This window comes from Microbacterium sp. 18062, assembly GCF_902706225.1.
GTDB lineage: Bacteria > Actinomycetota > Actinomycetes > Actinomycetales > Microbacteriaceae > Microbacterium.
The window spans coordinates 1-21987 of the sequence record NZ_CACSKB010000015.1 but is presented as its reverse complement, the minus strand read 5'-3'; the positions used below and the strand labels follow the sequence as shown (position 1 = coordinate 21987).

At 72.6% G+C, this 21987-nt stretch carries 18 protein-coding genes; 10 read left to right on the top strand and 8 right to left on the bottom strand.

Translation table 11 applies throughout. The features are described from left to right. Positions 1 to 8: 8 nt before the first annotated feature. The 3 genes from GVL03_RS07530 to GVL03_RS07520 all read right to left on the bottom strand — a co-directional run bounded on the left by GVL03_RS07530 (position 9) and on the right by GVL03_RS07520 (position 5381). On the bottom strand, positions 9 to 1238 hold the full coding sequence (locus tag GVL03_RS07530; protein WP_159500378.1) for an amidohydrolase: 1230 nt from the start codon (positions 1236 to 1238) through the stop codon (positions 9 to 11). A gap of 197 nt (positions 1239 to 1435) precedes the next feature. Next, complete coding sequence (locus GVL03_RS07525) at positions 1436 to 3466, bottom strand: bifunctional UDP-sugar hydrolase/5'-nucleotidase (protein WP_159500377.1); 2031 nt, start codon at positions 3464 to 3466, stop codon at positions 1436 to 1438. 220 nt (positions 3467 to 3686) lie between these two features. Beyond that, positions 3687 to 5381: an alpha-amylase family glycosyl hydrolase gene (locus GVL03_RS07520; RefSeq protein WP_159500376.1), complete on the bottom strand. Its 1695-nt coding sequence runs from the start codon at positions 5379 to 5381 to the stop codon at positions 3687 to 3689. A 98-nt stretch (positions 5382 to 5479) separates the two neighbouring features. Here GVL03_RS07520 and GVL03_RS07515 point away from each other — a divergent pair, with 98 nt between their 5' ends. After that, positions 5480 to 6034: an adenine phosphoribosyltransferase gene (locus GVL03_RS07515; protein ID WP_159500375.1), complete on the top strand. Its 555-nt coding sequence runs from the start codon at positions 5480 to 5482 to the stop codon at positions 6032 to 6034. Between the two features lie 31 nt (positions 6035 to 6065). On the opposite strand, the gene GVL03_RS07510 is transcribed toward GVL03_RS07515, so the two are convergent. Both GVL03_RS07510 and GVL03_RS07505 read right to left on the bottom strand, forming a co-directional pair. Further along, positions 6066 to 6467 (bottom strand): hypothetical protein, encoded by a 402-nt coding sequence (locus GVL03_RS07510; RefSeq protein ID WP_159500374.1) that lies wholly within the window; start codon positions 6465 to 6467, stop codon positions 6066 to 6068. A 99-nt stretch (positions 6468 to 6566) separates the two neighbouring features. After that, complete coding sequence (locus tag GVL03_RS07505) at positions 6567 to 7730, bottom strand: phosphotransferase (RefSeq protein WP_159500373.1); 1164 nt, start codon at positions 7728 to 7730, stop codon at positions 6567 to 6569. A 90-nt stretch (positions 7731 to 7820) separates the two neighbouring features. Here GVL03_RS07505 and GVL03_RS07500 point away from each other — a divergent pair, with 90 nt between their 5' ends. The 4 genes from GVL03_RS07500 (at position 7821) to GVL03_RS07485 (ending at position 12814) form a co-directional block, all read left to right on the top strand. After that, complete coding sequence (locus GVL03_RS07500) at positions 7821 to 9305, top strand: HAMP domain-containing sensor histidine kinase (protein ID WP_159500372.1); 1485 nt, start codon at positions 7821 to 7823, stop codon at positions 9303 to 9305. Then, entirely contained in the window at positions 9290 to 9946 is a 657-nt protein-coding gene (locus tag GVL03_RS07495; protein WP_159500371.1) for a response regulator transcription factor, read from the top strand. The genes GVL03_RS07500 and GVL03_RS07495 overlap by 16 nt, the downstream gene beginning before the upstream one ends. Before the next feature lie 133 nt (positions 9947 to 10079). Further along, positions 10080 to 11537 carry an SLC13 family permease gene (locus GVL03_RS07490; protein ID WP_159500370.1) on the top strand — a complete coding sequence of 486 codons (1458 nt, stop codon included), beginning with the start codon at positions 10080 to 10082 and terminating at the stop codon, positions 11535 to 11537. A gap of 71 nt (positions 11538 to 11608) precedes the next feature. Next, positions 11609 to 12814 (top strand): glycerate kinase, encoded by a 1206-nt coding sequence (locus GVL03_RS07485; protein ID WP_159500369.1) that lies wholly within the window; start codon positions 11609 to 11611, stop codon positions 12812 to 12814. A 346-nt stretch (positions 12815 to 13160) separates the two neighbouring features. On the opposite strand, the gene pucL is transcribed toward GVL03_RS07485, so the two are convergent. Then, positions 13161 to 14078, bottom strand: a complete 918-nt coding sequence (pucL, locus tag GVL03_RS07480) for a factor-independent urate hydroxylase (protein ID WP_159500368.1) — start codon at positions 14076 to 14078, stop codon at positions 13161 to 13163. 214 nt (positions 14079 to 14292) lie between these two features. Between pucL and GVL03_RS07475 the strand changes: the two genes are divergently transcribed. Both GVL03_RS07475 and GVL03_RS07470 read left to right on the top strand, forming a co-directional pair. Beyond that, positions 14293 to 14922: a helix-turn-helix domain-containing protein gene (locus GVL03_RS07475; protein WP_159500367.1), complete on the top strand. Its 630-nt coding sequence runs from the start codon at positions 14293 to 14295 to the stop codon at positions 14920 to 14922. A 200-nt stretch (positions 14923 to 15122) separates the two neighbouring features. Beyond that, positions 15123 to 16619, top strand: coding sequence for a nucleobase:cation symporter-2 family protein (locus tag GVL03_RS07470; RefSeq protein WP_159500366.1), 1497 nt, complete (start codon positions 15123 to 15125; stop codon positions 16617 to 16619). 189 nt (positions 16620 to 16808) lie between these two features. Here GVL03_RS07470 and uraH read toward each other — a convergent pair whose 3' ends face one another. Together uraH and uraD are read right to left on the bottom strand one after the other, a co-directional pair. Beyond that, positions 16809 to 17141, bottom strand: a complete 333-nt coding sequence (uraH, locus tag GVL03_RS07465; RefSeq protein ID WP_159500365.1) for a hydroxyisourate hydrolase — start codon at positions 17139 to 17141, stop codon at positions 16809 to 16811. After that, positions 17138 to 17662 carry a 2-oxo-4-hydroxy-4-carboxy-5-ureidoimidazoline decarboxylase gene (gene uraD, locus GVL03_RS07460; RefSeq protein ID WP_159500364.1) on the bottom strand — a complete coding sequence of 175 codons (525 nt, stop codon included), beginning with the start codon at positions 17660 to 17662 and terminating at the stop codon, positions 17138 to 17140. The genes uraH and uraD overlap by 4 nt, the downstream gene beginning before the upstream one ends. A gap of 111 nt (positions 17663 to 17773) precedes the next feature. On the opposite strand from uraD, the gene allB reads away from it, so the two are divergent. Genes allB through GVL03_RS07445 form a run of 3 tightly spaced genes read left to right on the top strand, consistent with a single transcriptional unit; the run spans position 17774 to position 21980 of the window. Continuing rightward, a complete protein-coding gene (allB, locus tag GVL03_RS07455; RefSeq protein ID WP_159500363.1) occupies positions 17774 to 19180 on the top strand; it encodes an allantoinase AllB in 1407 nt (468 codons plus the stop codon). Beyond that, positions 19177 to 20379: an acetamidase/formamidase family protein gene (locus GVL03_RS07450; RefSeq protein WP_159500362.1), complete on the top strand. Its 1203-nt coding sequence runs from the start codon at positions 19177 to 19179 to the stop codon at positions 20377 to 20379. The genes allB and GVL03_RS07450 overlap by 4 nt, the downstream gene beginning before the upstream one ends. Further along, complete coding sequence (locus GVL03_RS07445; protein ID WP_159500361.1) at positions 20376 to 21980, top strand: AtzH-like domain-containing protein; 1605 nt, start codon at positions 20376 to 20378, stop codon at positions 21978 to 21980. The genes GVL03_RS07450 and GVL03_RS07445 overlap by 4 nt, the downstream gene beginning before the upstream one ends. Positions 21981 to 21987: the final 7 nt, after the last annotated feature.

The window sequence follows — 21987 nt, the reverse complement described above, 5'->3', positions numbered from 1 at the left end:
GTGCCTGATCAGCCCAGCCACTCCCGCGCCGCGACGACGAGGTTCTCGACGCCGCGCTCGATCGTCGGATGCAGCACGGGCGCGAAGTAGGGGGAGTGGTTGGTCGGCACGTCGCGGTCGATCGTCCCCTCCGCGCCGGCTCGGGCGTACAGCTCCGGGTCGACGCCGCCCCAGAACCAGAACACCAGGGGAGCCCCCGAGTCGCGGGCGAACCACGAGACGTCCTCGCTGCCGGTGAACATCCCCGGGTCGATGACGGCCGCCTCGCCGTACGCGCGGCGGAAGGCCGCGGTGACGCGCGCGGTCGCGGCCTCGTCGTTGATGGTCGGCGGCAGGGTGTGGTCGGTGACGATCGTGGGCTCGCGCTCGGCGCCGGATGCGGCGGCCTCCGCCCGGATGACCCGTTCCACCTTCTGCAGCACGCGGTCGCGGGCGTCGTCATCGGGGTAGCGCAGGCTCAGCTGCAGCGTGGCCTCGGCCGGGATGATGTTGTTCTTCAGCCCCGCGTGGATCGAGCCGACCGTGACCACCGCGACGTCGCGCGGGTCGATCTCACGCGAGACGATCGTCTGCAACCGCATGACGGTCGCCGCCGCCATCACGACCGGGTCCACCGTCGAGTGGGGCCGGGAGCCGTGGCCGCCGCGACCGTGGAGCGTGACGGTCAGTCCGTCGGACGCCGACATCTGGGTTCCGGGGCGCACGCCGATCAGACCCGCGGGCAACGGGGTGACGTGCTGGCCGAGCACGACGTCGGGCGCCGGGAACCGCTCGAGCACGCCATCCGCGATCATCGCGCGCGAGCCCGCGCCGAACTCCTCGGCGGGCTGGAAGACCGCCACGATCGTGCCCGACCACTCGGCGGTCGTGCCGGCGAGGCGTTCGAGGGCGCCGAGCAGGGCGGTCACGTGCATGTCGTGTCCGCAGGCGTGCATCACCGGCACCTCGCCGCCGGACGGGTCGGTGCCGCGGGCGGTGCTCGCGTAGGGGAGCCCGGTGAGCTCTTCGACGGGAAGGCCGTCCATGTCGGCGCGCAGCCACACGACGGGGTTGCCGGTCCCCTCGGGTGAGGGGTTGCGGAGGATGGCGACGACTCCCGTGCGCCCGATGCCCTCCTCGTGCTCGATGCCGAGCTCGGTCAGGGCGCGGGCGATCACGCCCGCCGTACGCGTCTCCTGGAACGAGAGCTCGGGGTGCCGGTGCAGGTCGGTGTACAGCGCTTCGAGGTCGATACCCATGCGCCCGAGCCTACGCGGCCCTCCCCAGCCCCTCCCGGCCCGCCTCCTCCGCTCTGTTTCCGCACTTCGCGACCACCTGAGCGAAAGTCTCCGCTCTCGGTCTCTGAGCGAGGAGCGCAGCGACGAGACGAAAGGGCGCGGAGCACCCGTTCCGCGTGGTCGCGACGTAGCGGGATGCGCGCGGCCGGGGGGAGGCGTCAGCGGGCGAGGCGGCGTGCGCGTGCGGCGGCCAGTCCGATCGCTCCGGCGGCCAGGAGCGCGAGGCCGAGGGCGAACGCGGACACGGGTGCGTCCGCCCCGCTGGCTGCGAGCGAGGATGCCGCATCCGGATCGGGCACGTCGCGCCCGGGATCGGTCGGAACACCCGTGCCCGGAGTGCTCGGCGCGCCGGGGGTCGGGGTGCTCGGGGCCGGCGTGGGCGTCGGCGCCTCGGTCGAGGTCGTGAGCGCCCAGTTCTCGACGAAGAAGTCGGCGGGGTCGATGCGGCCGCGCTCGGACGCCCAGTCGATGAGCAGCTGGCGGATCTCCTGAAGCTCGTCGTAGACGACCGGCGCGCCCGCGACGTGCGGGAACGCACCGCCGCCGCTCTGGCGGTAGTTGTTCACCGCGAGCACGAGCTCGTCGTCGTCGTCGACCGGTGCGCCGTCGGGGTAGGACAGTCCCTGGATGCGGTCTCCGAGGTCGCGCGAGATGTCGATCGTGTAGTCGAGGCCCGACAGCGCGTCGTAGTTGTAGTCGGGCACACCGCTCGGCCGGTCGGGATACGCCGCGTTGGTGCCCGTGGCCGGGTCGAACACGGCGCCCTCCTCGACCTGCACGAAGTAGCGCGCCGAGTACTCCAGGTAGTCCTTCAGCTGCGCCCCCGTGAGCAGCACCCCGCGCAGGGTGTTCTCGTAGATGTACAGCCCCGCGATGTCGCGGATCGTCACCTCGCCCTGCGGGAAGCGCGATGTGCGGGAGAAGGGCGAGGCCTGCGAGACGACCGGCAGATCGGCGTACTCCCCTCCGGCGAGCGCCTGCGCGACCGTCTCCGCCTGCACGTGGTTGATGAAGTCGATGATCGGGGTGTCCTCGTAGCGCGACGTCTCGGTCAGCAGCTCCTCGGTCGACGCCGCCACCGGCGTGTTCACGTAGTCGACGGTCGTCGCGTGCTTGTCGGCGACGGCGGAGACGACGTCCGCATCCTCCTCGGCGATATCGGTGCCGTAGTGCGCCGTCACCGTCGGCGTGACGCCGTCGGACCAGTCGACGTCGAAGCCTCCGTCGCCGTCGGGGGCGAGGGAGAGTGTGACCTCGCTGACGCTGCGCGCCCAGGACGAGGGCTGCGTGAGCAGCACCTGCTCGCCGGCGGTGTTGGTGAGCAGCGTCTGAGGCTCGTCGAGGTGGCTGTGCCCGGCGACGAGCACGTCGATGCCGGGCACCTGGACGGCGATGTTGTTCGCGACGTCCTCGTTGAGGTCGGCGGCGTCGTAGGCCTCGTCGGGCACGGTGCCCTGGCCCGTGTGCGCGAGCACGACCACCACGTCGGCCTGCTCCGCGACGACCGGCACCCACTGGGCGGCGGTCTCGACGAGGTCCCGGAACTCCAGGACGCCCTCGACGTGCTGACGGTCCCAGATGCGCACGCCCGGTGTGACGAGCCCGAGCACGCCGATCGTCACGGTCTCGCCGTCGATCTCGCGGTCGATCAGCGTGTAGGGGTCGTGGTACGGCTCGCCGGTCGCGACGTCGATCACGTTCGCGCCCAGCAGCGGCGCGCCGAGATCCCCCTCGTACGCGGCGAGCAGCTCGAGCCCGTAGTTGTACTCGTGGTTGCCGACGACCTGTGCGTCGTAGCCGATCGCGTTGAACGCCTCGGCCATGGGGTGCGTCGTCTCGTCGGCGAGCACGGATGCCGCTCCCTCGCCCATCCCGTAGTAGTAGGTCAGCGGCGTGCCCTGGATCGCGTCGCCGTTGTCGAGCACGACGACCGACTCCGCTCCCTTCTCCGCGCGCACGGCGTCGACGGCCGTGCCCACGCGGGTGAGCCCGAGGGTGTCGTCGTCGGGGTACGGCGCGTCCTGGAAGTAGTCCCAGTCGTACACGTGTCCGTGCACGTCGGTGGTCGCCATCAGCGTGAGCTCGACGTTGTCGGGCGGGTCGGTCGCAGCGACGGCCGCGGCAGGGACGGCGGCGGTCAGGACGAGGGCGGACAAGAGGGCAGCGGCGATCGTTGCCGTGCGGCGCATACGCGATTCTCCAGTGCGGTCTGCTCCGGGGGGACGGAGGAGGCTGTCGGCGTGGGAACACGCTAGCCGCTCGCGCGGATCCCCCGCGACGGGGCACGGGTTAACGTTCCGTGACGCGCATGTTGCGGCGGCCCGATCCCCGGGAAGGGGGCAGGTTACCTGTCGCATCCGGTCGCCGAGACCGGCAGGATGCGACAGGTGTGGCGGGAGAACCGGCGGGTCAGTCCCGGGCGAGCCAGACCGCGGTGTCGGTGGGCAGCATCCGGCCCTCGAAGGGCTCGCTCGAGATCAGGATGCCCCCGGCAGGCAGCTCGACCGGAGCGCTCCCGGCGTTGGCGATGACCGTGACGTCGCCGACCCGGAATGCGAGCACGTCGTCGGAGTATCCCTCCAGCCACGCGAACGGCGCGGCGCCGAGTCCGTGCGCGCGCCGCTCGGAGAGCAGGCGTCGATACAGCGACAGCGTCGAGCGCGGGTCGCGGGCCTCGACGTCGCGGGCGTGTTCCGCCCACTCCGCCGGCTGCGGCAGCCACGACGCGCCGGTCTCGTTGAACCCGTATGCGGGGGCGGCGGCCTCCCACGGGATGGGCACGCGGCATCCGTCACGGCCGTACTTCTCGTGGTTCGTGCGGAACCAGGTCGGGTCCTGCCGGGCGGCGTCCGGGATGTCCACGACCTCGGGCAGGCCCAGCTCCTCGCCCTGGTAGAGGTACGCCGAGCCCGGCAGCGCGAGCATGACCGTGGATGCGGCGCGCGCACGCCGCAGACCCAGCCCGGGGATCGGCTGCGTCGGCGAGAGCGGGCCGATGCCTTCGCCCTGCGGGCTCTCGCCGGTGAGCGCGAGCCGCGAGGCGTGACGGATCACGTCGTGGTTCGAGAGCACCCAGGTGGCGGGCGCGCCCACCGCGGGGAAGGCCCGGAGCGACTCGGTGATGACCTCGCGCAGGGCCGGGGCCTCCCAGTCCGTCATCGCGTAGGGGAAGTTGAACGCCTGGTGCATCTCGTCGGGGCGCACCCAGAGCGCCGTCTTGTCGGGCGTCGGCAGCCACGCCTCCGCGCACAGCGCGCGGTCGCCGTCGTAGGCGGCCAGCACCTCGTGCCAGTCGCGGTAGATCTCGTGCACGCCCGGCTGGCCCCAGTAGGGCACGTCGTCGTCGTCGCCTCCCATCGAGTCGCCGTCGGCGGGCGGCGTGTAGTCCGGGAGGCCCTCCTTCTTGATCAGGCCGTGTGCGACATCGACCCGGAAGCCGTCGACGCCTCGGTCGAGCCAGAACCGCAGGATGCGGCGGAACTCCTCGCGCACCTCGGGGCTGGTCCAGTCGAAGTCCGGCTGCGACGAGTCGAAGATGTGCAGGTACCACTGACCCGGGGTGCTGTCGGGCTCGCTGACGCGGTCCCACTGGGGTCCGCCGAACACGGACTCCCAGTTGTTGGGGGGCAGCTCGCCGTGCTCGCCGCGACCGTCGCGGAAGATGTAGCGGGCCCGCTCCGGGCTCCCCGGAGCCGCGGCGAGAGCCTCCTGGAACCACCGGTGCTGGTCGGAGGAGTGGTTCGGCACGAGGTCGACGATCACGCGGATGCCGAGGCCGTGGGCCGTGGCGAGCATCGCGTCGAAGTCGCCCAGGGTGCCGAAGATCGGGTCGACGTCGCAGTAGTCGGCGACGTCGTAGCCGGCGTCGTTCTGCGGCGACACCATGAACGGGCTCAGCCAGATCGCGTCGACCCCGAGCTCGGCGAGGGCGCCGAGTCGTGAGGTGATGCCGGGGAGGTCGCCCAGTCCGTCGCCGTTCGAGTCCGCGAACGAGCGAGGGTAGATCTGATAGATGACCGCGGTGCGCCACCACTCGGGACCCGGGGCGGCGGCGAGCGATCCGGCGGCAGGGACGTGGGGCGAGGCATCCTGCGTCGAAGTCATGCGCACCAGGGTACCGGCACTCTCGTAACGATTCGATTCGCGGCGGGCCGGGCAGCGCCGCGGCACGGCGGGGGACACCGGGCGGTTAGGGTGGGCGGGTGCCGCATCCCGATCCCGTCCTCGCTCCCGATCCCGCGTCTGCGCTCGCGCGGGCGGAGGGGCTCATCACGGTCATCCCGGACTATCCGAAGCCCGGGGTCCTCTTCCGCGACATCGCGCCGCTCCTGGTCGACGGACCGGCCCTCCGCGCCGTCACCGACGCCCTGATCGCACCGTTCGCCGGCGGGTTCGACGTCGTCGCCGGCATCGAGGCCCGCGGGTTCCTGCTCGCGGGCGCCGCCGCGATCGCGTCGGGCGTCGGGCTGGTCCCGATCCGCAAGGCGGGCAGGCTCCCCCGGCCCGCCGCATCCGCCGACTACGCGCTCGAGTACGGCACGGCGACGATCGAGATGCACGACGACATCCCGGCCGGCGCGCGGGTGCTGCTGCTCGACGACGTGCTCGCCACCGGCGGCACGATCGAGGCCGCACGCGCGCTCGTCGTCCGCGTCGGCGGCGTGGTCGCCGGCACGGCCGTGCTCATGGAGCTCGATGGTCTCGGCGGACGCGACACGCTCGGCGCCGACGGCCTGCACGCGTTGTTCCACGTCTAGCGCAGGGACCCGCCCCCGCTGCGGGCGCGGATCAGTTCGAGGGCGCCGAGACGACGGATGCGGCGGACGGCGCGGACTGGACCGACGGCGCCGACGGCACGGACGGCGCCGATGCGGCCGGGGCCTGAGGAGCGGGCGCCGGCTGCTCGGGGGCCGGGGCGGGCGCGGGCGCGGAGGGAATGGACGGGACGGATCCCAACGTCCGCGGGTCGGGGGCCGACACGACCGAGACCCCGTCGTCGCGCACGACGAGCTCTACCTCCGACCCCGACAGGATGCCGCTCTCGCGGCCGGTGATGGCGCCGCCGAGAAGCACCTCGCCGTCGGATGTGCGCAGTTCCATGGCCTGGGCGGCGGCGGTCGCCGTCAGCGCGAGCACACCGATCCCGGTGATCCCGGTGATGCCGTAGGCCATCCACTTCTTCTTCGTCATCGTCACTCCTCGGTCGGGCGGACGCGACCGTTCCGGTGCGTCCCCCCTCACTCTCTCGAGCCGGCGTAAAGGCGCCCGAAGGCACACATGAGCATCTCCTTATGTTCCGTCGGGCAGGTCCATGGCCGTGCCCAGCAGGGAGCGCAGGTGCTCCTCGTGCCCGCTCTCGGCCGCCGTCAGCGCATGGCCGAGCAGGTGCACGAGCGTGAGCGACCGGGTGCGCGGGTGCCCGCCCCAGCGGGCCTGCAGCCCGGCGGCGAGACGCCGCATCCGGCCGGCCGCACCGGCATCGGGCGTGAGCCCGGCGCTGGCGATCGCGTGGCCGATGAACGCGGCCTCGTCGTCGGCGGCGTCGCCGGGCGCCACGGTGTCGAGGTCGACCAGCCCCACGATCCGTGCCCGGTCATCGAGGAAGAGCTGGCCCAGATGCAGATCGCCGTGGACCGTCTGCGGACGATCGGCGGGCGCGGCCGTGCGCGCGGCGTCGGCGACGCGTCGGACGGTGTCGGCCCACGCCGGAGCCGCGCGCACCAGCCGCCCCTCGTACCAGTCGAGCCGGGCATCGATGCCCGCGCGTGGCGGCATCCCGGTCGCGACCGTCGCGAGGCGCTCGCGCAGCGCGTCGACCGCGGCGGCGAGCGGCCCGGGCCGCCACCCGATCTCGGTGGCGGCCCGGCCCGCCGCGTTCTCGAGGACGATCAGCCCGTCGGGCGCCCAGCACCGCACGGCGGGCACCGGCAGGCCCGCGGCGCGGAGCGTCTCGTGCAGGCCGGCGATCCGCTCGACCCTGTCGGGCGGCACGACCTTGGCCCAGAGGGTCCCCTCGTCGGTCGGGACGGCGGCGACGGCACGGCGCGCCGGACGGTAGGCGACGAGCCGGACGGGTCCCGTGGTGTGCACGCCGATGCGGTCGAGCAGGGCCGCCGCCGCCGAGCCGAAGGCGATCGGGGCCAGGGCGGGCAGATGCGGGTCGGCGGGATGCAGCCACACCCTGGCATGATCGGCGAGGGCGAGGCCGGTCTCCGCCGGCACCGGCAGCCGGGACGTGTCGACGTAGGCGGTGACCGGGGGGCCGTCGTCCTGCCGCACCTCGAAGCCCGCGATCGAGCCCGCCCCCATCGGCGAGCGGTGGATCGGCCGCATCCGCTCGACCGGGATCCCGAGCGCGTCGGCGAGCAGCGCGCTCTCGACGGGGCCGCCCGCGTCGGGCGGCGTGCTCTCGAGGAGGCCGGCCGGCTCGGGCGGGGCGACGCGATGGGACACCCTCATATCAGAGCACGTCATGCCGCCCCGTACCGTGAGACCTTTCTTAGATGGGCGCGACGACACCGGCCCGCCCCCGATACTGGGCAGGTGACCGACGAGCCCGCGCCGACTCCGCGAAGACGGCGCGCGATCTCGGTCCGCACCCGCATCACCCTCGTGATCACGGTCGTCGCAGCCATCGGGGTGATGTCGGTGGGAGGCGTCGTGTACGTGTTCGAGCGTGCCCGCGTGCTCACCCAGATCGACGAGCGGCTCGCCGCGAACCTCGAGACCGCGCGTTACATCGTCGCGGCGGGCGACCCCGCCGCCGAGGAGCAGACGGCCTGGAGCAGCTCGGCGGCAGCGCTGTACGCGGTCGTGCAGCGAATGAGCCCCGACGACAACACCGGAGCGCTCGGGATCGAGGACGGCAGGGTGACGCTCGTGCCGGGGGTTCAGCTCGACGTCGACCTGACCGCGGTGCCGGAGTTCGCCGGGTTCGCCGCGGAGCAGGCGGCCGACGGGCAGGCGCGCATCGGAACCTACGCCGAGCACGGGGTGCAGTGGCGCTACCTCGCGGCGCCGATCGCGGTCGAGGAGGGAGCCGAACCCGGCGCGGTGATCTACGCGATGGCCTACGACGTGGGCGCGGAGCTCGCGGAGATCAACACCGCCGCGCGGGCCTACCTGATCGCCTCCGCCGTCATGGTCGCGGTGATCGCCGCCGCCGGCGGGATCGTCGCGACGCGTCTGCTGCGACCCCTCCGGCGCATGCGGGAGACGGCGGCGCGGGTCTCGGCCCACGCCCTCTCCGAGCGCCTGCCGATCGAGGGTCGCGACGACGTCTCCGAGCTCGCGGGCACGATGAACGACATGCTCGACCGGCTCGACGGCGCGCTGGATTCGCAGCGGCAGCTGCTCAGCGACGTCGGTCACGAGCTGAAGACCCCCATCACGATCGTCCGCGGCTACGTGGAGGTCATGGATCCGGCCGACCCCGAGGACGTGCGGCAGACGCAGTCCCTCGCGGTCGACGAGCTGGCGCGGATGGGCACGCTCGTGCAGGATCTCGCCGCGGCGGCGTCGCTGCACGGCCCCGCGCCGATCACGGTGCGTCCCGTCGACGTGGCCGACCTCGTCGAGCAGATCGTGCGGAAGGCATCCGGCATCGCCGGCGCCGAGGTCGTGACCGGTGCGATCGCGGAAGGAGTTGTGCCGCTGGATGCGGCCCGCATCACCCAGGCCATGCTCCAGCTCGTGCAGAACGCCGTGACCCACGGAGGCGGGCGCATCGCGATCGGCAGCGTGCTCGTCGACGGGATGCTGCAGCTGCGGGCGCGTGATCACGGTCCCGGCGTCCCCGACGCGATGAAGGAGGTCGTGTTCGAGAGGTTCCAGCGCGGCGAGGACACCGGTGGGCGCGCCGGCAGCGGCCTGGGGCTGAACATCGTGCGGGTGATCGCCCGTGCGCACGGCGGCGACGTCAGGGTTGAGGATGCCGTGGGGGGTGGGGCGGTGTTCATACTGTCGGTACCCCGCACGGCGGCTCCGGCGCGGGCGAACGCGGAGGAGACGACGTGGCATCCATCCTGATCGCCGACGACGAGGCGCGGATCTCGGGCTTCATCGACAAGGGCCTGCGCTCCGCCGGCTTCGCGACCCGCGTCGCGACGACCGGCACCGAGGCGCTGCGGCTGGCGCAGACCGGCGAGTTCGACCTGCTCGTGCTCGATGTGAACCTGCCCGAGATGGACGGCTTCGAGGTGCTGGAGCAGCTGCGCGGATCCGGGTCGAGGCTGCCGGTCATCATGCTGACCGCGCGCGTCGAGCTCGAGGACACCGTCGCAGGTCTCGAAGGCGGCGCCGACGACTATCTCGGCAAGCCCTTCCGCTTCGACGAGCTGGTCGCCCGCATCCGGCTGCGCATGACCCGCGACGATCCGGCGGCGCCGACCGAGCTTCGCCGTCATGACCTGCGGCTGGACATCCGCACGCGCAGGGCGCACGTGGGCGAGCGGTCCGTGGAGCTGTCGGCGCGGGAGTTCGCGCTCGCCGAGGAGCTCGTGCGCAACGCCGGGCAGGTGCTCAGCCGCGAGCAGCTGCTGAGCCGCGTGTGGGGCTACGACTTCGACCCGGGGTCGAACGTCGCCGACGTGTACATCGGGTACCTGCGGCAGAAGTTCGGCTCCGAGCGCATCGAGACCGTTCGCGGCATGGGGTACCGGCTGGTGTGAGCGGCACGTGCACCGGTCGCGGAGGCGGCCGCGGGCCTCTCGGCGGGCGAGGCTAAGAACGGCCTCATCCGGGTAAGGAATCGCTCACGGAGCCCTCGTCCCCGCCTTAGCCGGCGGATCGAGGCTGGAGCGCATGTCCGCATCCGCCGCCGTCACGGCCCCTTCCGCCGCAGCCGCCCCCGCGCGCCTCGTGCGTCCGGCGCTCTCGTTCGTGGCGCTGGCGCTCGCCGGCGGCGCGGCCTGGACGGCGACCGCCTCCTGGAGCACGGACCAGCGGGTCGTCGTGTGCGTCTTCGCGGTCGCCACGGTCGCCTGGGCCGCCAGCCGCCTCGACGACACCCTCGTGGCCCTCGGCGCGGCCCTCGCGCTCGTGATCGCCGGGGTGCTGCCGAGTGCCGACCTGTTCGCCGCTCTGGGCGACTCCACGATCTGGCTGCTGATCGGCTCGTGCATGCTCGCCGCCGGCATCGGAGCGTCGGGCCTGGTCGAGCGGGTCTCGGCCGCTCTCGTGAGTCGGGCGAGGACGGTGCGTGGCCTCGCGCACCTCACCACGGTCGCACTCACCCTCACCGTGTTCGCGATGCCCGCCACGAGCGGCCGCGCAGCGCTCGCGCTGCCGCTGTTCCGCACGCTCGGGGCGGCCCTGCCGACCCGCGGGCTGCAGGTCGGGTTCTCGCTGCTCTTCCCGGCCGTGATCCTGCTGTCGGCGTTCGCCTCGATCCTCGGCGCGGGCGCGCACCTCATCGCCGCCGAGCTCGTGCGCGTGTCGACGGGCACGGAGATCTCGTTCCTGCTCTGGCTCGCCCTCGGCGCGCCGCTCGCCGTGCTCACCTGTCACATCGCCGCCGAGGTCGTGCTGTGCGCGTTCCTGTCCCGCGAGGACCGCGCCGCCGCCGTCGGCTCCGTCGCCGAACGCATCGCGGCGGCCCCGGACCATCCCCGCGGACGACTGCGTCCCGCCGAATGGCGGGCGGGGGTGACGCTCGTCGCCGTCGTCGCGCTGTGGCTTACGGAGCCGCTGCACGGCCTGCATCCGGCGGTCGTCGCGCTGATCGGCGCGATCGTGTCGATCTCGCCCGGCACCGGAACCACGGCGCCGAGGCAGGCGCTCGGCGCCGTGCCGTGGTCGCTCCTGCTGTTCCTCGCCGCGACCCTGGCGATCGGCACGGCGTTCGTCGACAGCGGCGCGGCCGCATCCCTCGCCGACGCCGCGTTCGCGCCGCTGGCGGGCGGGCACCCCGCGACGGCGCTGCTCGCGATCGTCGTCGCCTCGGCGTTCGCGCACCTGGTCGTGCAGTCGCGTTCGGCGCGCTCGAGCGTGCTCGTGCCCATCGTTCTCGCCGTGGCGCCCGCCGTCGGGCTCGATCCGGCGGCGGCGGCGCTCGCCTCGACGGCGGCCGCGGGGTTCTGTCTGACGCTGACCTCGTCGGCGAAGCCCGTCGCGATGTTCGCGGACGTCGGCGGCGTCGCGACCTTCGACCGGCGCACGCTCGGGGCGTTCTCAGCGGTGCTCGCGCCCTACGCGATCGCGGCGGTGGTGCTCGCCGCACTGTTCTGGTGGCCGGTGCTCGGCGTGCCGCTCATGAGCTGAGTCCCGCGCAACCCGCAACTGCCCCACGACGACCGGCGCCATCCGGTGCCACCCCTCAGAAGGAGAACCCCATGAACACCAGCTCCCCGTTCCACGTCCTGGTCGCCCCCAGCGGCTTCAAGGAGTCGCTCGACGCCGACACCGTCGCCGCCGCGGTGTCCGAGGGCATCCGCCGCGTCGTGCCCGGCGCCGAGGTCGTCTGCCTCCCGATCGTCGACGGCGGCGAGGGGACCGCGGCGGCGCTCGCGGCGGCGACCGGCGGGCGCATCGTGCGCCGGCGGGTGACCGGGCCCACCGGCGCTCCCGTAGACAGCCACTTCGCGGTGCTCGGCGACGGCTCGACCGCGGTGGTCGAGATGGCGGCGGCCGCCGGGCTGCGCCTGGTCCCGCGCGAGGCGCGCAATCCGTTGCGCACCTCGACCCGCGGAGTCGGCGAGCTCATCCGCCACGCGCTGGACCTCGGCTGCCGGCGCGTCCTGATCGGATGCGGGGATTCCGGCACGTCCGACGGCGGGGCGGGCGCGCTCGCGGCCCTCGGGATGCGCCTGCTCGACGCGGAGGGCCGGCAGGTGCCCGACGGCGCTCGCGGACTGCGCCGGGTCGTGCGGATCGATGCGGCCGGCCTCGACCCGCGCCTGGCCGACGTCGCCCTCGAGGTCGCCTGCAACCCGACGAACGTGCTCACCGGCCCCCGGGGCGTCGCCCGGGTGTTCGGGCCGCAGAAGGGCGCCACGCCCGCGCAGGTCGACCGGCTCGCGAAGATCCTGAAACGCTGGTCGCAGCTGCTCGAGCGCGACGTGCCCGGGGCCGCGGGGCGCGACCTGCGCCGGGGGCTCGGCACAGGCGCATCCGGTGGGCTGGGCGCGGGCCTCGCCGCGGTCGGGGCGAGGCTCCGACCGCGGTTCGACGTGCTGCTGGAGTCGATCGATCTCGACGCCGCGATCGCCGGCGCCGACCTGGTCGTGACGGCCGAGGGCTCGATCGACGCGCAGACCCCGCACGGCAAGGTGCCCGCCGAGGTCGCGCGCCGCGCGAAGGCCCAGGGCAAGCCCGTGCTGGCGATGGCGGGCACGATCGGCGCGCACGCCGATGCCGTGTACGCGACGGGGATCGACGCCATCCAGTGCATCCTGCCGTCGCCGGTCGATCTCGAGGAGGCCTGTGCGCGCGGCGCCGAGTTCGTCGCCGACGGCACCGAGCGCGCGATGCGCACCATGCTGATGGGCGCCGCACTCGCCGTCGCCTCGGGGACGGCGACGTTCGTCCACGCGGCCTGAGGGGGCGGGAGCGGGGCACGGATGGCGCGGGTGGGTGGCGGGCACGGATGGCGCAGGCGTGATCGGGTGCGGGCTCGTTCCGCCCCAGACGTGTGCGGAACTCATGACATCCGCTGGCGATGCTCGGACGGAACCGCGAGATCCCCGGGCACGACCGCAGTGCCGGTGCGAAATGTCATGAGTTACGAACGAGGCGGTTTCTCCGAGCCCAGCGGGGCGTTTCGCGGGATGGTGAAGCCCCGGTCGCTGAGCGAGCGTAGCGAGACGAAGCGCCCGCGCGGAACGGGCTCCGCGACCTTTCGACTCGGAGGTTTGCTCCTCGCCCAGGGAGCGAAGCGGCGGCGGATCACACGAAGGTCGGCACGTCCGTCCATGCCTCTGGTGCGGGTGCGGCGCCGTCGCGCACGACCGTGCCCTCGATGAGGCCGTAGGGGCGATCGTCGGCGTGGAACACCTCGTTCGGGTTCTCCAGCCCGAACGGCGACAGGTCGTAGACGAAGTGGTGCTTGTTGGGCATCGCGAAGCGGACCTCGGCGATCTCGGGCCGGGCGAGGATCGCCGCCTTGCCCATCTCGAACAGCGTCTGCTGCAGCGCGAGCGAGTGCACCGTCGCGAAGGCCGACAGCAGCACGGCGGTGACCTCCTCGTAGAGGCCGTTGTAGTCGATCCCCGCCTCGACGGCCTCCGGCAGGTACCGCCATCTGCCGGTCACGCTCGTCGACATCACGCGGTCGGTCGTCTCGACGAGGGTCGTGTACTCGTCGCGGGGGAAGCCGTGGAACTCGCTGCCGGTCGACTTCAGCACGACGAGGTCCTTCACGCCGCCGGTGACGTGGGTCGAACCGTCGATCACCTGGACGGTGGCCAGCCGGGTGCCCTGGCCCGTGCGCACGAACGAGTGGTCGTGCGGCTTCCCCTCGACGAGGATGCGCGCCCACTCGTACTGCTCGGCCTGCCACAGCCCGCCCTCGATCCATTCGAAGCCCGCGACGAAATGGTCGGCGAGGGTGAGCAGGAACTGCTCCGGCGAGGGGACGCCGTGCTTCTTCGCGAACGCGTAGATCGTGTTCTTCTGCGTATCCGTCGCCACGACGAGGGCGTTGTCGCCGGTGAGATACGAGTCGACCAGCGCCGCGCCGCGCAACTGCGAGGTCACGTTCAGGTCGGCGATCTCGTGCCGGCCGGTGTCGCGCGTGATGCGCACGACGCGGTTCTCGGCCTTGCCGTACTTGTTCGGTCCCAGGCTCACGGTCGTCTCGGACATGGGTGCTCTCCTTCGGTGTTCGCGGATGGCACGGGGCGGTATGAAGCCATCGCTTAAGGAATGAAGCTATCCCTTAACCTCCCTCGTGTGGTTGCGCCGCGGTGACGGGGTTGTTTCGATCACATGCACCCCGGGGTGCATGTGGGGCAGCAGTCGGGGCGGCGCGCATCGTAGGATGCCTCGAGACCTTTCGGTGAGCATTGAGGAGACGCCGTTGCCTGAACGCAGCGAGGCGGCGATCGGCATCGGATCGAGGCTGCGACAGCTACGGACCGCATCCGGGCGTTCGCTCGCCTCGGTCGCCGAGGCCGTGGGGATCTCGTCCAGCGCTCTGTCGCAGATCGAGACCGGTGTCATGCAGCCCTCGGTCAACCGTCTGATCGAGATCGTCGGCGTCATCGGGGTGCCGGTGTCGGCCATCTTCGACGACTACGACGTGCTCAGGCCCGTGGAGCTGGACGCCGTCGCGGTCGCCGAGCCCATCCCCGGCGTCAAGGTCGCCGCTCCCGGAGTCGTCGACTCCACGATCCTCGGGCAGGGGGTCGTCTACCGCAGGCTGACGCCCGTCGCGTTCGAGGGCATCGACCTGTTCGAGTCCACGTACCCTCCGTTGACCGCGTCGAGCGTCGACGGGGCGATGCTGGTGCACTCCGGCTACGAGATGGGCAGTGTCGTGACCGGCACGCTGCGGTTCGAGTTCTCGGAGGGCAGCGTCGAGCTCGGCCCCGGCGGATCGCTCGCGTTCTGGGCGACCCGGCCGCATCGTGTCGTGAACGAGTCGGCGGATGCCACCGCGGTCGCCGTGTGGCTGACACTGCGCTCGATCGACGGCGTTGTCGGCTGACTCCGCGTGCTGAGCACCGTGTGCCCCGGTCGGCGTTCGTGACGGTCGTCCCATGCTCCGCGGCGGTCGGATGGGACGCCGTTTCGCGGACGTAACAGCGTCGTTAAGTTCTCCCTTAACACTGCCGGGGTGTCCTCGTTAAGTCCTAGCTTCACTCCTGAGCACCGACATCCCGTTCGTCCGACCACGCGAGGAGTGCCATGTCCCCGGAAACGAAGCAGAAGAGAGCCAGAAGGCCGCGCAGACCCGACGAGAACACGGTCGACGGCATCCCGCCGCTGGCACGCCTGTTCCCGCTGGGGCTGCAGCACGTCATGGCGATGTATGCGGGCGCGGTCGCCGTGCCGCTCATCGTCGGCGGCGCGCTCGGCTACTCCTCGGCCGACCTGGCCTTCCTGATCAGCGCCGACCTGTTCGTCGCCGGCATCGCGACCATCATCCAGTCGGTCGGGTTCTGGCGGTTCGGGGTACGGCTGCCGCTCATGCAGGGCGTGACCTTCGCCGCGGTCGGGCCCATGATCGCGATCGGGCAGAGCGAGGGCATCCAGGCCGTGTTCGGCGCCACGATCGCGTGCGGCCTGTTCATGATCGTCGTGGCCCCCTTCTTCTCGCAGCTGCTGCGGTTCTTCCCGCCGATCGTGACGGGGACCGTCATCCTCATCATCGGGCTCTCGCTCATGCGGGTCGCGGCGAACTGGATCATCGACGGCTCGGAGGACGGCGCACCTCCCGTCAACGTCGCCTTCGCCGTCGGAACGCTGCTGTTCATCGTGCTGATCGAGCGGTTCGCCCCCGCGGCCCTCGCCCGCGTCTCGGTCCTGCTGGGGCTGATCATCGGAACGATCGTGGCCCTCTTCGTGCCGGGGATGGTGGACTGGTCGGGCGTGGGCGACGCCGCCTGGTTCGCCGTCGTGACGCCGTTCCACTTCGGCCTTCCGACCTTCCAGGTCGCCTCGATCGTCTCGATGATCATCGTGGGCATCGTCATCATGACCGAGACCACGGGGGACATGATCGCCGTCGGCGAGATCGTCGACAAGCCGGTGGGCCGCAAGCAGCTGGCCGACGGACTCCGCGCCGATGGTCTCGGCACGGTCATCGGCGGGGTCTTCAACACCTTCCCCTACACGGCCTTCGCGCAGAACGTCGGGCTCGTCTCGCTCACCGGGGTGCGCTCGCGCTACGTCGCGACCATGGCCGGTGTCATCCTGGTCGTGCTCGGTCTCATCCCCAAGATCTCGATGATCGTGGAGGGCGTGCCGCGCGCCGTGCTGGGCGGGGCGGGCATCGCCCTGTTCGGGATGGTGGCGGCATCCGGCATCCGGACCCTCGCGAAGGTGCGGTTCAACAACAAGAACGTGCTGATCGTCGCGATCTCGATCGGCGTCGCACTCCTGCCGACCGTGACCCCCACGATCTACGACCAGTTCCCCGACTGGTTCACCCTGATCTTCGACTCCGGCATCAGCGCGGGGGCGATCACCGCGATCCTGCTGAACCTGCTGCTGAACCAGGATGCGTTCCGCACCGAGACGGACGCTGCGGCGATCAGCGCCCACGATGCGGTGCGCGGGCCGGCGGCAGCGGCTCTCGTGCACCCCGAGGCCGAGGGCACCGGGCTCATCCAGACGCAGCTGCTCGGGACGGAGGACGCCGAGCCGGACTCGTCCGGCTCGGGCGGCGAGCAACGGGACTGACCGGGCACTCGGGCGGCGCGCCCGCGTGCGAGGCCTGTGACGCCGCACCTCGTGCTTGGCCGTACGCCTCGCGTCCGTAGAATCGGCCGGTGACCGCATCCGCAGCGCACCCGTCTCTCGACGACCGCAGGTTCGCCGCCCTCGCCCATACGGAGGTCGAGGAGATCGGGTAGCGACTCCCGCGCCGCCTCAGCTGCCGCGGTAGGTGGAGTACGAGAACGGGCTCAGCAGCAGGGGCACGTGGTAGTGCCGATCGTCGACGACCGTGAAGGTGATGGTGACGAGCGGGTAGAAGCTCTCGGTGTCACGGTCGGCGAAGTACGCGCCCGTCGCGAAGGTCAGCGCGTACATTCCCGGGTCGAGCAGGTCGGGTCCGAGGGCGAGCCGTCCGTCGGCGTCCGTGAGCCCCTCGGCGATCGGATGCAGCGTGCCGCCGGCCGCGTGCCGGTGCAGCGATACGGCCACGGAGGCGGCGGGTGCGCCGGCGGTCGCATCGAGGATGTGTGTGGTCAGGTGGGTCATTCCGCCTCCTCCGGCTCGGCCGCATCCGCCTCGATCGTGTTGCGCAGGCGCAGCAGGGCGATCTCGGCCAGCTGGCGCGTCGCCTCGCGCGCCTCGGTCTCGTCGTCGCCGCCGAGGCGCCGGGTCAGCTCTGCGAACATCTCCTCGGGAGAGCGCCCCGCGGCGCGGATCAGGAACACGCGGCCGAACCGCTCCTCGTACGCGACGTTGCCCACGGCGATCGCGGCGGTGACATCATCCGCGGCGGCGGCCATCGACGCCTGCTCCGACCGCGAGGCGGCAGCCTCCGCGCCGGTGCCGGAAGGCTTCTCACCGATCCGAGGATGGTGCGCGAGCGCCGCATCCAGGTCCGCCCGCGACCACACCTCGGCGAGCGCGCCCGCGTAGGCGGCGAGGGCGTCGACCGTGAGGTACGGCCGCGCGGCGACGATCGCATCGACCCAGCCGGGGATCGCCGCCCAGACCGAGACCGTCTGTGTCGCGGCGGCCGGATCGAGGGAGTTGAACTCGTCGAGCTGCATGCCGGCCACCCTAGTGCGCGCGGGTGACGTGCGGGTTTCGCCGACGAGCCGTGCACGAGGATGTTGGCCCTGGTTACATTCGCGAAACGCGAGTCTCCTAGCGTGAGCGGCATGACATCATCCCCCTCCGCCGCGTTCGCCGCGCGCCGGGTGTTCCTCGGCGGCCGGTTCGCCCCGGCGACCGTGCGGGTCGACGGGGGTCGCATCGCCGCGATCGACGCGTTCGACCCGGATGCGGACACCGTGCTGCCGGACGACGCCGTGCTGCTGCCCGGACTCGTCGACTCGCACGTGCACCTCGACGAGCCGGGCCGCACCGAGTGGGAGGGCTTCGCCACCGGCACGGCCGCGGCCGCCGCGGGCGGGGTGACGACGCTGCTGGACATGCCCCTGAACAGCGATCCCGTGACCACGACGCCCGCGGCCCTCGCCGCCAAGCGGGCCGCCGCCGCGGGCAAGCTCGCGGTCGACGTCGGATACTGGGGCGGCGCCGTGCCGGAGAACCTCGGGTCGCTGCGCGAGCTCGCCGACGCCGGAGTCGTCGGGTTCAAGTGCTTCCTCTCGCCCTCCGGGATCGACGAGTTCGGGTACCTCGACGCCGTGGGGCTCGACCGCGCGCTCACCGAGCTCGCCGCGTTCGACGGTCTGCTGATCGTGCACGCCGAGGACCCCGCCCATCTGCACGCGGACGGACCGCTCGGCGTGCACTACCGCGACTTCCTGGCGTCGCGTCCGCCGGAGAGCGAGCGCGACGCCATCCGGCTCGTCATCGAGACCGCCCGTCGCACCGGCGCGCGCGTGCACATCGTGCACGTCTCCGACGGGACGGCCCTCGAGGATGTGCGTGCGGCCAAGGCGGAGGGCGTGCGCATCACGGTCGAGACGTGCCCGCACTACCTGACCCTCGACGCCGCGGACGTTCCGGACGGCGGCGGCGCCTTCAAGTGCTGCCCGCCCATCCGCGACCGCGCCAACCAGGACCTGCTCTGGGCGGGAGTGGTCGACGGCGCGATCGACGCGATCGTGAGCGACCACTCGCCCTCGACCGTGGCGCTCAAGAGCGAGCCCGACTTCGGGCTCTCGTGGGGCGGGATCGCGGGACTGCAGACGGGGCTCTCGGCCGTGCACACCGCGGCGCGGGCGCGCGGCATCCCGCTCGAGCGCATCCTGCCGCTGATGACCACCGGGCCGGCGCGGATCGCGGGCCTCGGGGGACTCGGGCGCATCGAGGCCGGGCTACCTGCCCACCTCGCGGTGTTCCGGCCGGACGAGACCTTCACGGTGCGCGCCGAGGCGCTCGAGTACCGCAACCCGATGTCGCCCTGGGACGGACGGACGCTCACCGGCATCGTCGACACGACGTACCTGCGCGGCGAATCGGTGTACCGTCGCGGAGACGGCGTGCTCGTCCGTTCGGGGAGGGAGCTCCTCGCGCCCTCCGCGGTGGCGGGGACCGAAGGGTCGGGGGCTTCGGCGCCGGGCGCGAGCGTGCATCGCGTCGGAGAGGAACGAGCATGACATTCGACATCCTGCAGCGGGGCGTCGGGCCCGCCCCGGGCGACCACTACCTGCCGGCGAGCGTCGGCGCGGTGTTCTGGGGGCGACTGCCGTGCGCGACCGACGCACCGGTGCTGCGGATCGCCTCGGGCGAGACCGTGACGATCGACACGGTCAGTCACGAGGGCATCCTCGAGGATCAGGGCAAGGATCCGCTCGCCTACTTCACCGGGCACGGCGTCGAGGCGGACGCCGTGCTGCACGATGCGATCGAGATCGCCCGTGAGCTCTCGCGGGACGTGTCGGCCGACGGTCCGCACGTCGTGACCGGACCCGTCCACGTCGAGGGGGCCGAGGTCGGCGACCTGCTGAAGATCACGGTCGAGACGCTCGTTCCGCGCGTGCCGTACGGCGTGATCTCGAACCGGCACGGCAAGGGCGCGCTCGCCGGCGAGCTGCCGCGCGGCGCGCACAACGTGAGCGTGTTCACGCCCGTCGAGTCCCGGCCGTGCGGGCTCGTCGGCGTGCTGCCGCTCGCCGACGGCGGAGACCGTGTCGTGGAGTTCCCGCTGGCGCCCTTCCTCGGCACGATGGGCGTCGCCGTCGCCGCCGCCGAGCGCCCCCACTCGGTGCCCCCCGGCTCCCACGGCGGCAACATCGACATCAAGCTGCTCGTCGAGGGCACCGTGCTCTACCTGCCGGTGCAGGTGCCGGGCGCGCTCGCCTACGTCGGAGATCCGCACTTCGCGCAGGGCGACGGAGAGGTGGCGCTGACGGCGCTCGAGGCCTCGCTGCGCGCGACGCTCCGGTTCGAGGTCGTGCCGCGCGCGGAGGCGCTCGCCGCGTTCGGTGAGGTCGCGGGTCCCCTCGTGCGCACGGCCGATTACCTCGTGCCGACCGGGCTCGACCCCGATCTCGGCGAGGCGATGCGCCGGTGCGTGCGCGCGGCGCTGGCCCTCCTCGAGGCCCGGTACGGGATGGCGGAGCACCTCGCCTACGCGTACCTGTCGGCGGCCACCGACTTCGACATCTCGCAGGTCGTGGACATCGTCTGCGGCGTGCACGCCCGCATCCGCCTCGCCGATTTCGCCGCCGTGCCCGAGACAGGAGATCTACCGGGAACAGGAGGATCCTCGGCCGATCGTCCTGTATTGGGGAGATCTCCTGTGCTCGGCGCACACCCGCACGGCGACCCGTCGGATGCGGAGGGCGGTCGATGAGCGCGGAGATCCCCGGAGCGCTGTTCGACGCGTTCGACCGGTACGAGCGGGCCGTGCTCGACAACGACCTCGCCGTGCTCGACGAGATGTTCGCGCCCGGCCCTGAGACGCTCCGCGGCGACGGGGCGGGGCTGCTCGTCGGCCACGACGCGATCAGCGCGTTCCGGGGCGTCCGCGGCGGCGTGCCCCCGCGCGAGATCGAACGCATCGAGTACCGGCCGCTCGGCGACGACCTGGCGCTGCTCGTGTCGATCTCGCGGTATCACGGCGGCGGCACCGGCCTGCAGACGCAGGTGTGGCGGCGCACCGACGGACGGTGGCTGATCGCCGCCGCGCACGTGACCCCGCGCGCGCAGGCCCTCGACCGATCGGTGTGGCGGACGGTGGGCGACCCGCTCTTCCAGGGCGCGTGGGAGGGGCCGCTGGCCGGGCTCACCGTCGCGGTGAAGGACCTGTTCGCGATCAAGGGCTATCGGATCGGCGCGGGGAATCCCGCGTTCCTCGAGTCGGCGCGGCCCGAGACCACCACGGCCCCGGCGGTCGCCGACCTCCTCCGCGGCGGCGCGTCGCTGCGCGGCATCGCCCGCACCGACGAGTTCGCCTACTCGATCGCCGGCGACAACGCGCACTACGGGACCCCGCCCAACGGGGCGCTCCCCGGGGCGCTCCCCGGGGGATCGTCGAGCGGTCCGGCGACGGCCGTCGCGACCGGGCAGGCGGAGATCGGCCTCGCCACCGACACCGCCGGTTCCGTGCGGGTGCCGGCGTCGTACCAGGGCATCTGGGGTCTGCGCACGACGCACGACCTCGTGCCGCGGCAGGGGATGCTGCCGCTCGCGCAGTCGTTCGACACGGTGGGCTGGCTGACCCGCGACGGCGACACGCTCCAGCGGGTCGTGGACTGGTGCCTGAGCTACGACGGCTCGGCCTCGACCGAGAGCGTCTACGGCGAGTCCGGAGACGACCTGCCCTGGCGCTTCGTCGTGCCCGACGAGGTGATGGATGCGGTCGAGTCCGACACCCGCGCGGCGTTCGACGCGCTGCTGGCCCGGCTGGCCGCATCCGATGATCCGCCCGTGCTCCGCCGGGTCGAGATCGGCGCGCTCGACGACTACTTCGAGCCGTTCCGCACCGTGCAGGCCGCGGAGGCCTGGCGCAACAACGCGGAGTGGCTGCGCGCGCACCCGGGGGCCACGGGCGCCGCGGTCGCCGAGCGGTTCCGGCTCGCGAGCGAGGTGACCCCCGCCGCCGAGGCGGCCGCCCGCGCGACCCTCGAAGACCTGCGCGCCCATGTGCAGGACCTCGTGCGCGACGCCGTGCTGCTGCTGCCGACCGCGCCGGGCCCCGCGCCCACGCGCACCGCCGACGGCGCGCGCATCGACGCCGTGCGCCAGGCGACCCTGCGGATGACGACGCCCGCCGCCATCGGCGGGCTCCCCGCCCTCTCGGCGCCGCTGCTCACCGTGCGCTCGCAGCAGGGCCCCGCGCCGGTGGGGGTGTGCCTGGTCTCGCGCAGCGGGACCGACATCGCGCTCGTGCGCCTGGCCCGCCGCCTCGCCCGGGTCGTCGATCCGTCGCCCCCGTCCCGTCCCGGCCGCTGACCCTCCC

Excerpts from the sequence above, each read along its gene's own strand:
- GVL03_RS07530 (WP_159500378.1), bottom strand. The coding sequence starts at position 1,238 with ATGGGTATCGACCTCGAAGCGCTGTACACCGACCTGCACCGGCACCCC.
- GVL03_RS07525 (WP_159500377.1), bottom strand. The coding sequence starts at position 3,466 with ATGCGCCGCACGGCAACGATCGCCGCTGCCCTCTTGTCCGCCCTCGTC.
- GVL03_RS07520 (WP_159500376.1), bottom strand. The coding sequence starts at position 5,381 with ATGACTTCGACGCAGGATGCCTCGCCCCACGTCCCTGCCGCCGGATCG.
- GVL03_RS07510 (WP_159500374.1), bottom strand. The coding sequence starts at position 6,467 with ATGACGAAGAAGAAGTGGATGGCCTACGGCATCACCGGGATCACCGGG.
- GVL03_RS07490 (WP_159500370.1), top strand. The coding sequence starts at position 10,080 with ATGTCCGCATCCGCCGCCGTCACGGCCCCTTCCGCCGCAGCCGCCCCC.
- GVL03_RS07485 (WP_159500369.1), top strand. The coding sequence starts at position 11,609 with ATGAACACCAGCTCCCCGTTCCACGTCCTGGTCGCCCCCAGCGGCTTC.
- pucL (WP_159500368.1), bottom strand. The coding sequence starts at position 14,078 with ATGTCCGAGACGACCGTGAGCCTGGGACCGAACAAGTACGGCAAGGCC.
- GVL03_RS07470 (WP_159500366.1), top strand. The coding sequence starts at position 15,123 with ATGTCCCCGGAAACGAAGCAGAAGAGAGCCAGAAGGCCGCGCAGACCC.
- uraH (WP_159500365.1), bottom strand. The coding sequence starts at position 17,141 with ATGACCCACCTGACCACACACATCCTCGATGCGACCGCCGGCGCACCC.
- uraD (WP_159500364.1), bottom strand. The coding sequence starts at position 17,662 with ATGCAGCTCGACGAGTTCAACTCCCTCGATCCGGCCGCCGCGACACAG.
- allB (WP_159500363.1), top strand. The coding sequence starts at position 17,774 with ATGACATCATCCCCCTCCGCCGCGTTCGCCGCGCGCCGGGTGTTCCTC.
- GVL03_RS07450 (WP_159500362.1), top strand. The coding sequence starts at position 19,177 with ATGACATTCGACATCCTGCAGCGGGGCGTCGGGCCCGCCCCGGGCGAC.
- GVL03_RS07445 (WP_159500361.1), top strand. The coding sequence starts at position 20,376 with ATGAGCGCGGAGATCCCCGGAGCGCTGTTCGACGCGTTCGACCGGTAC.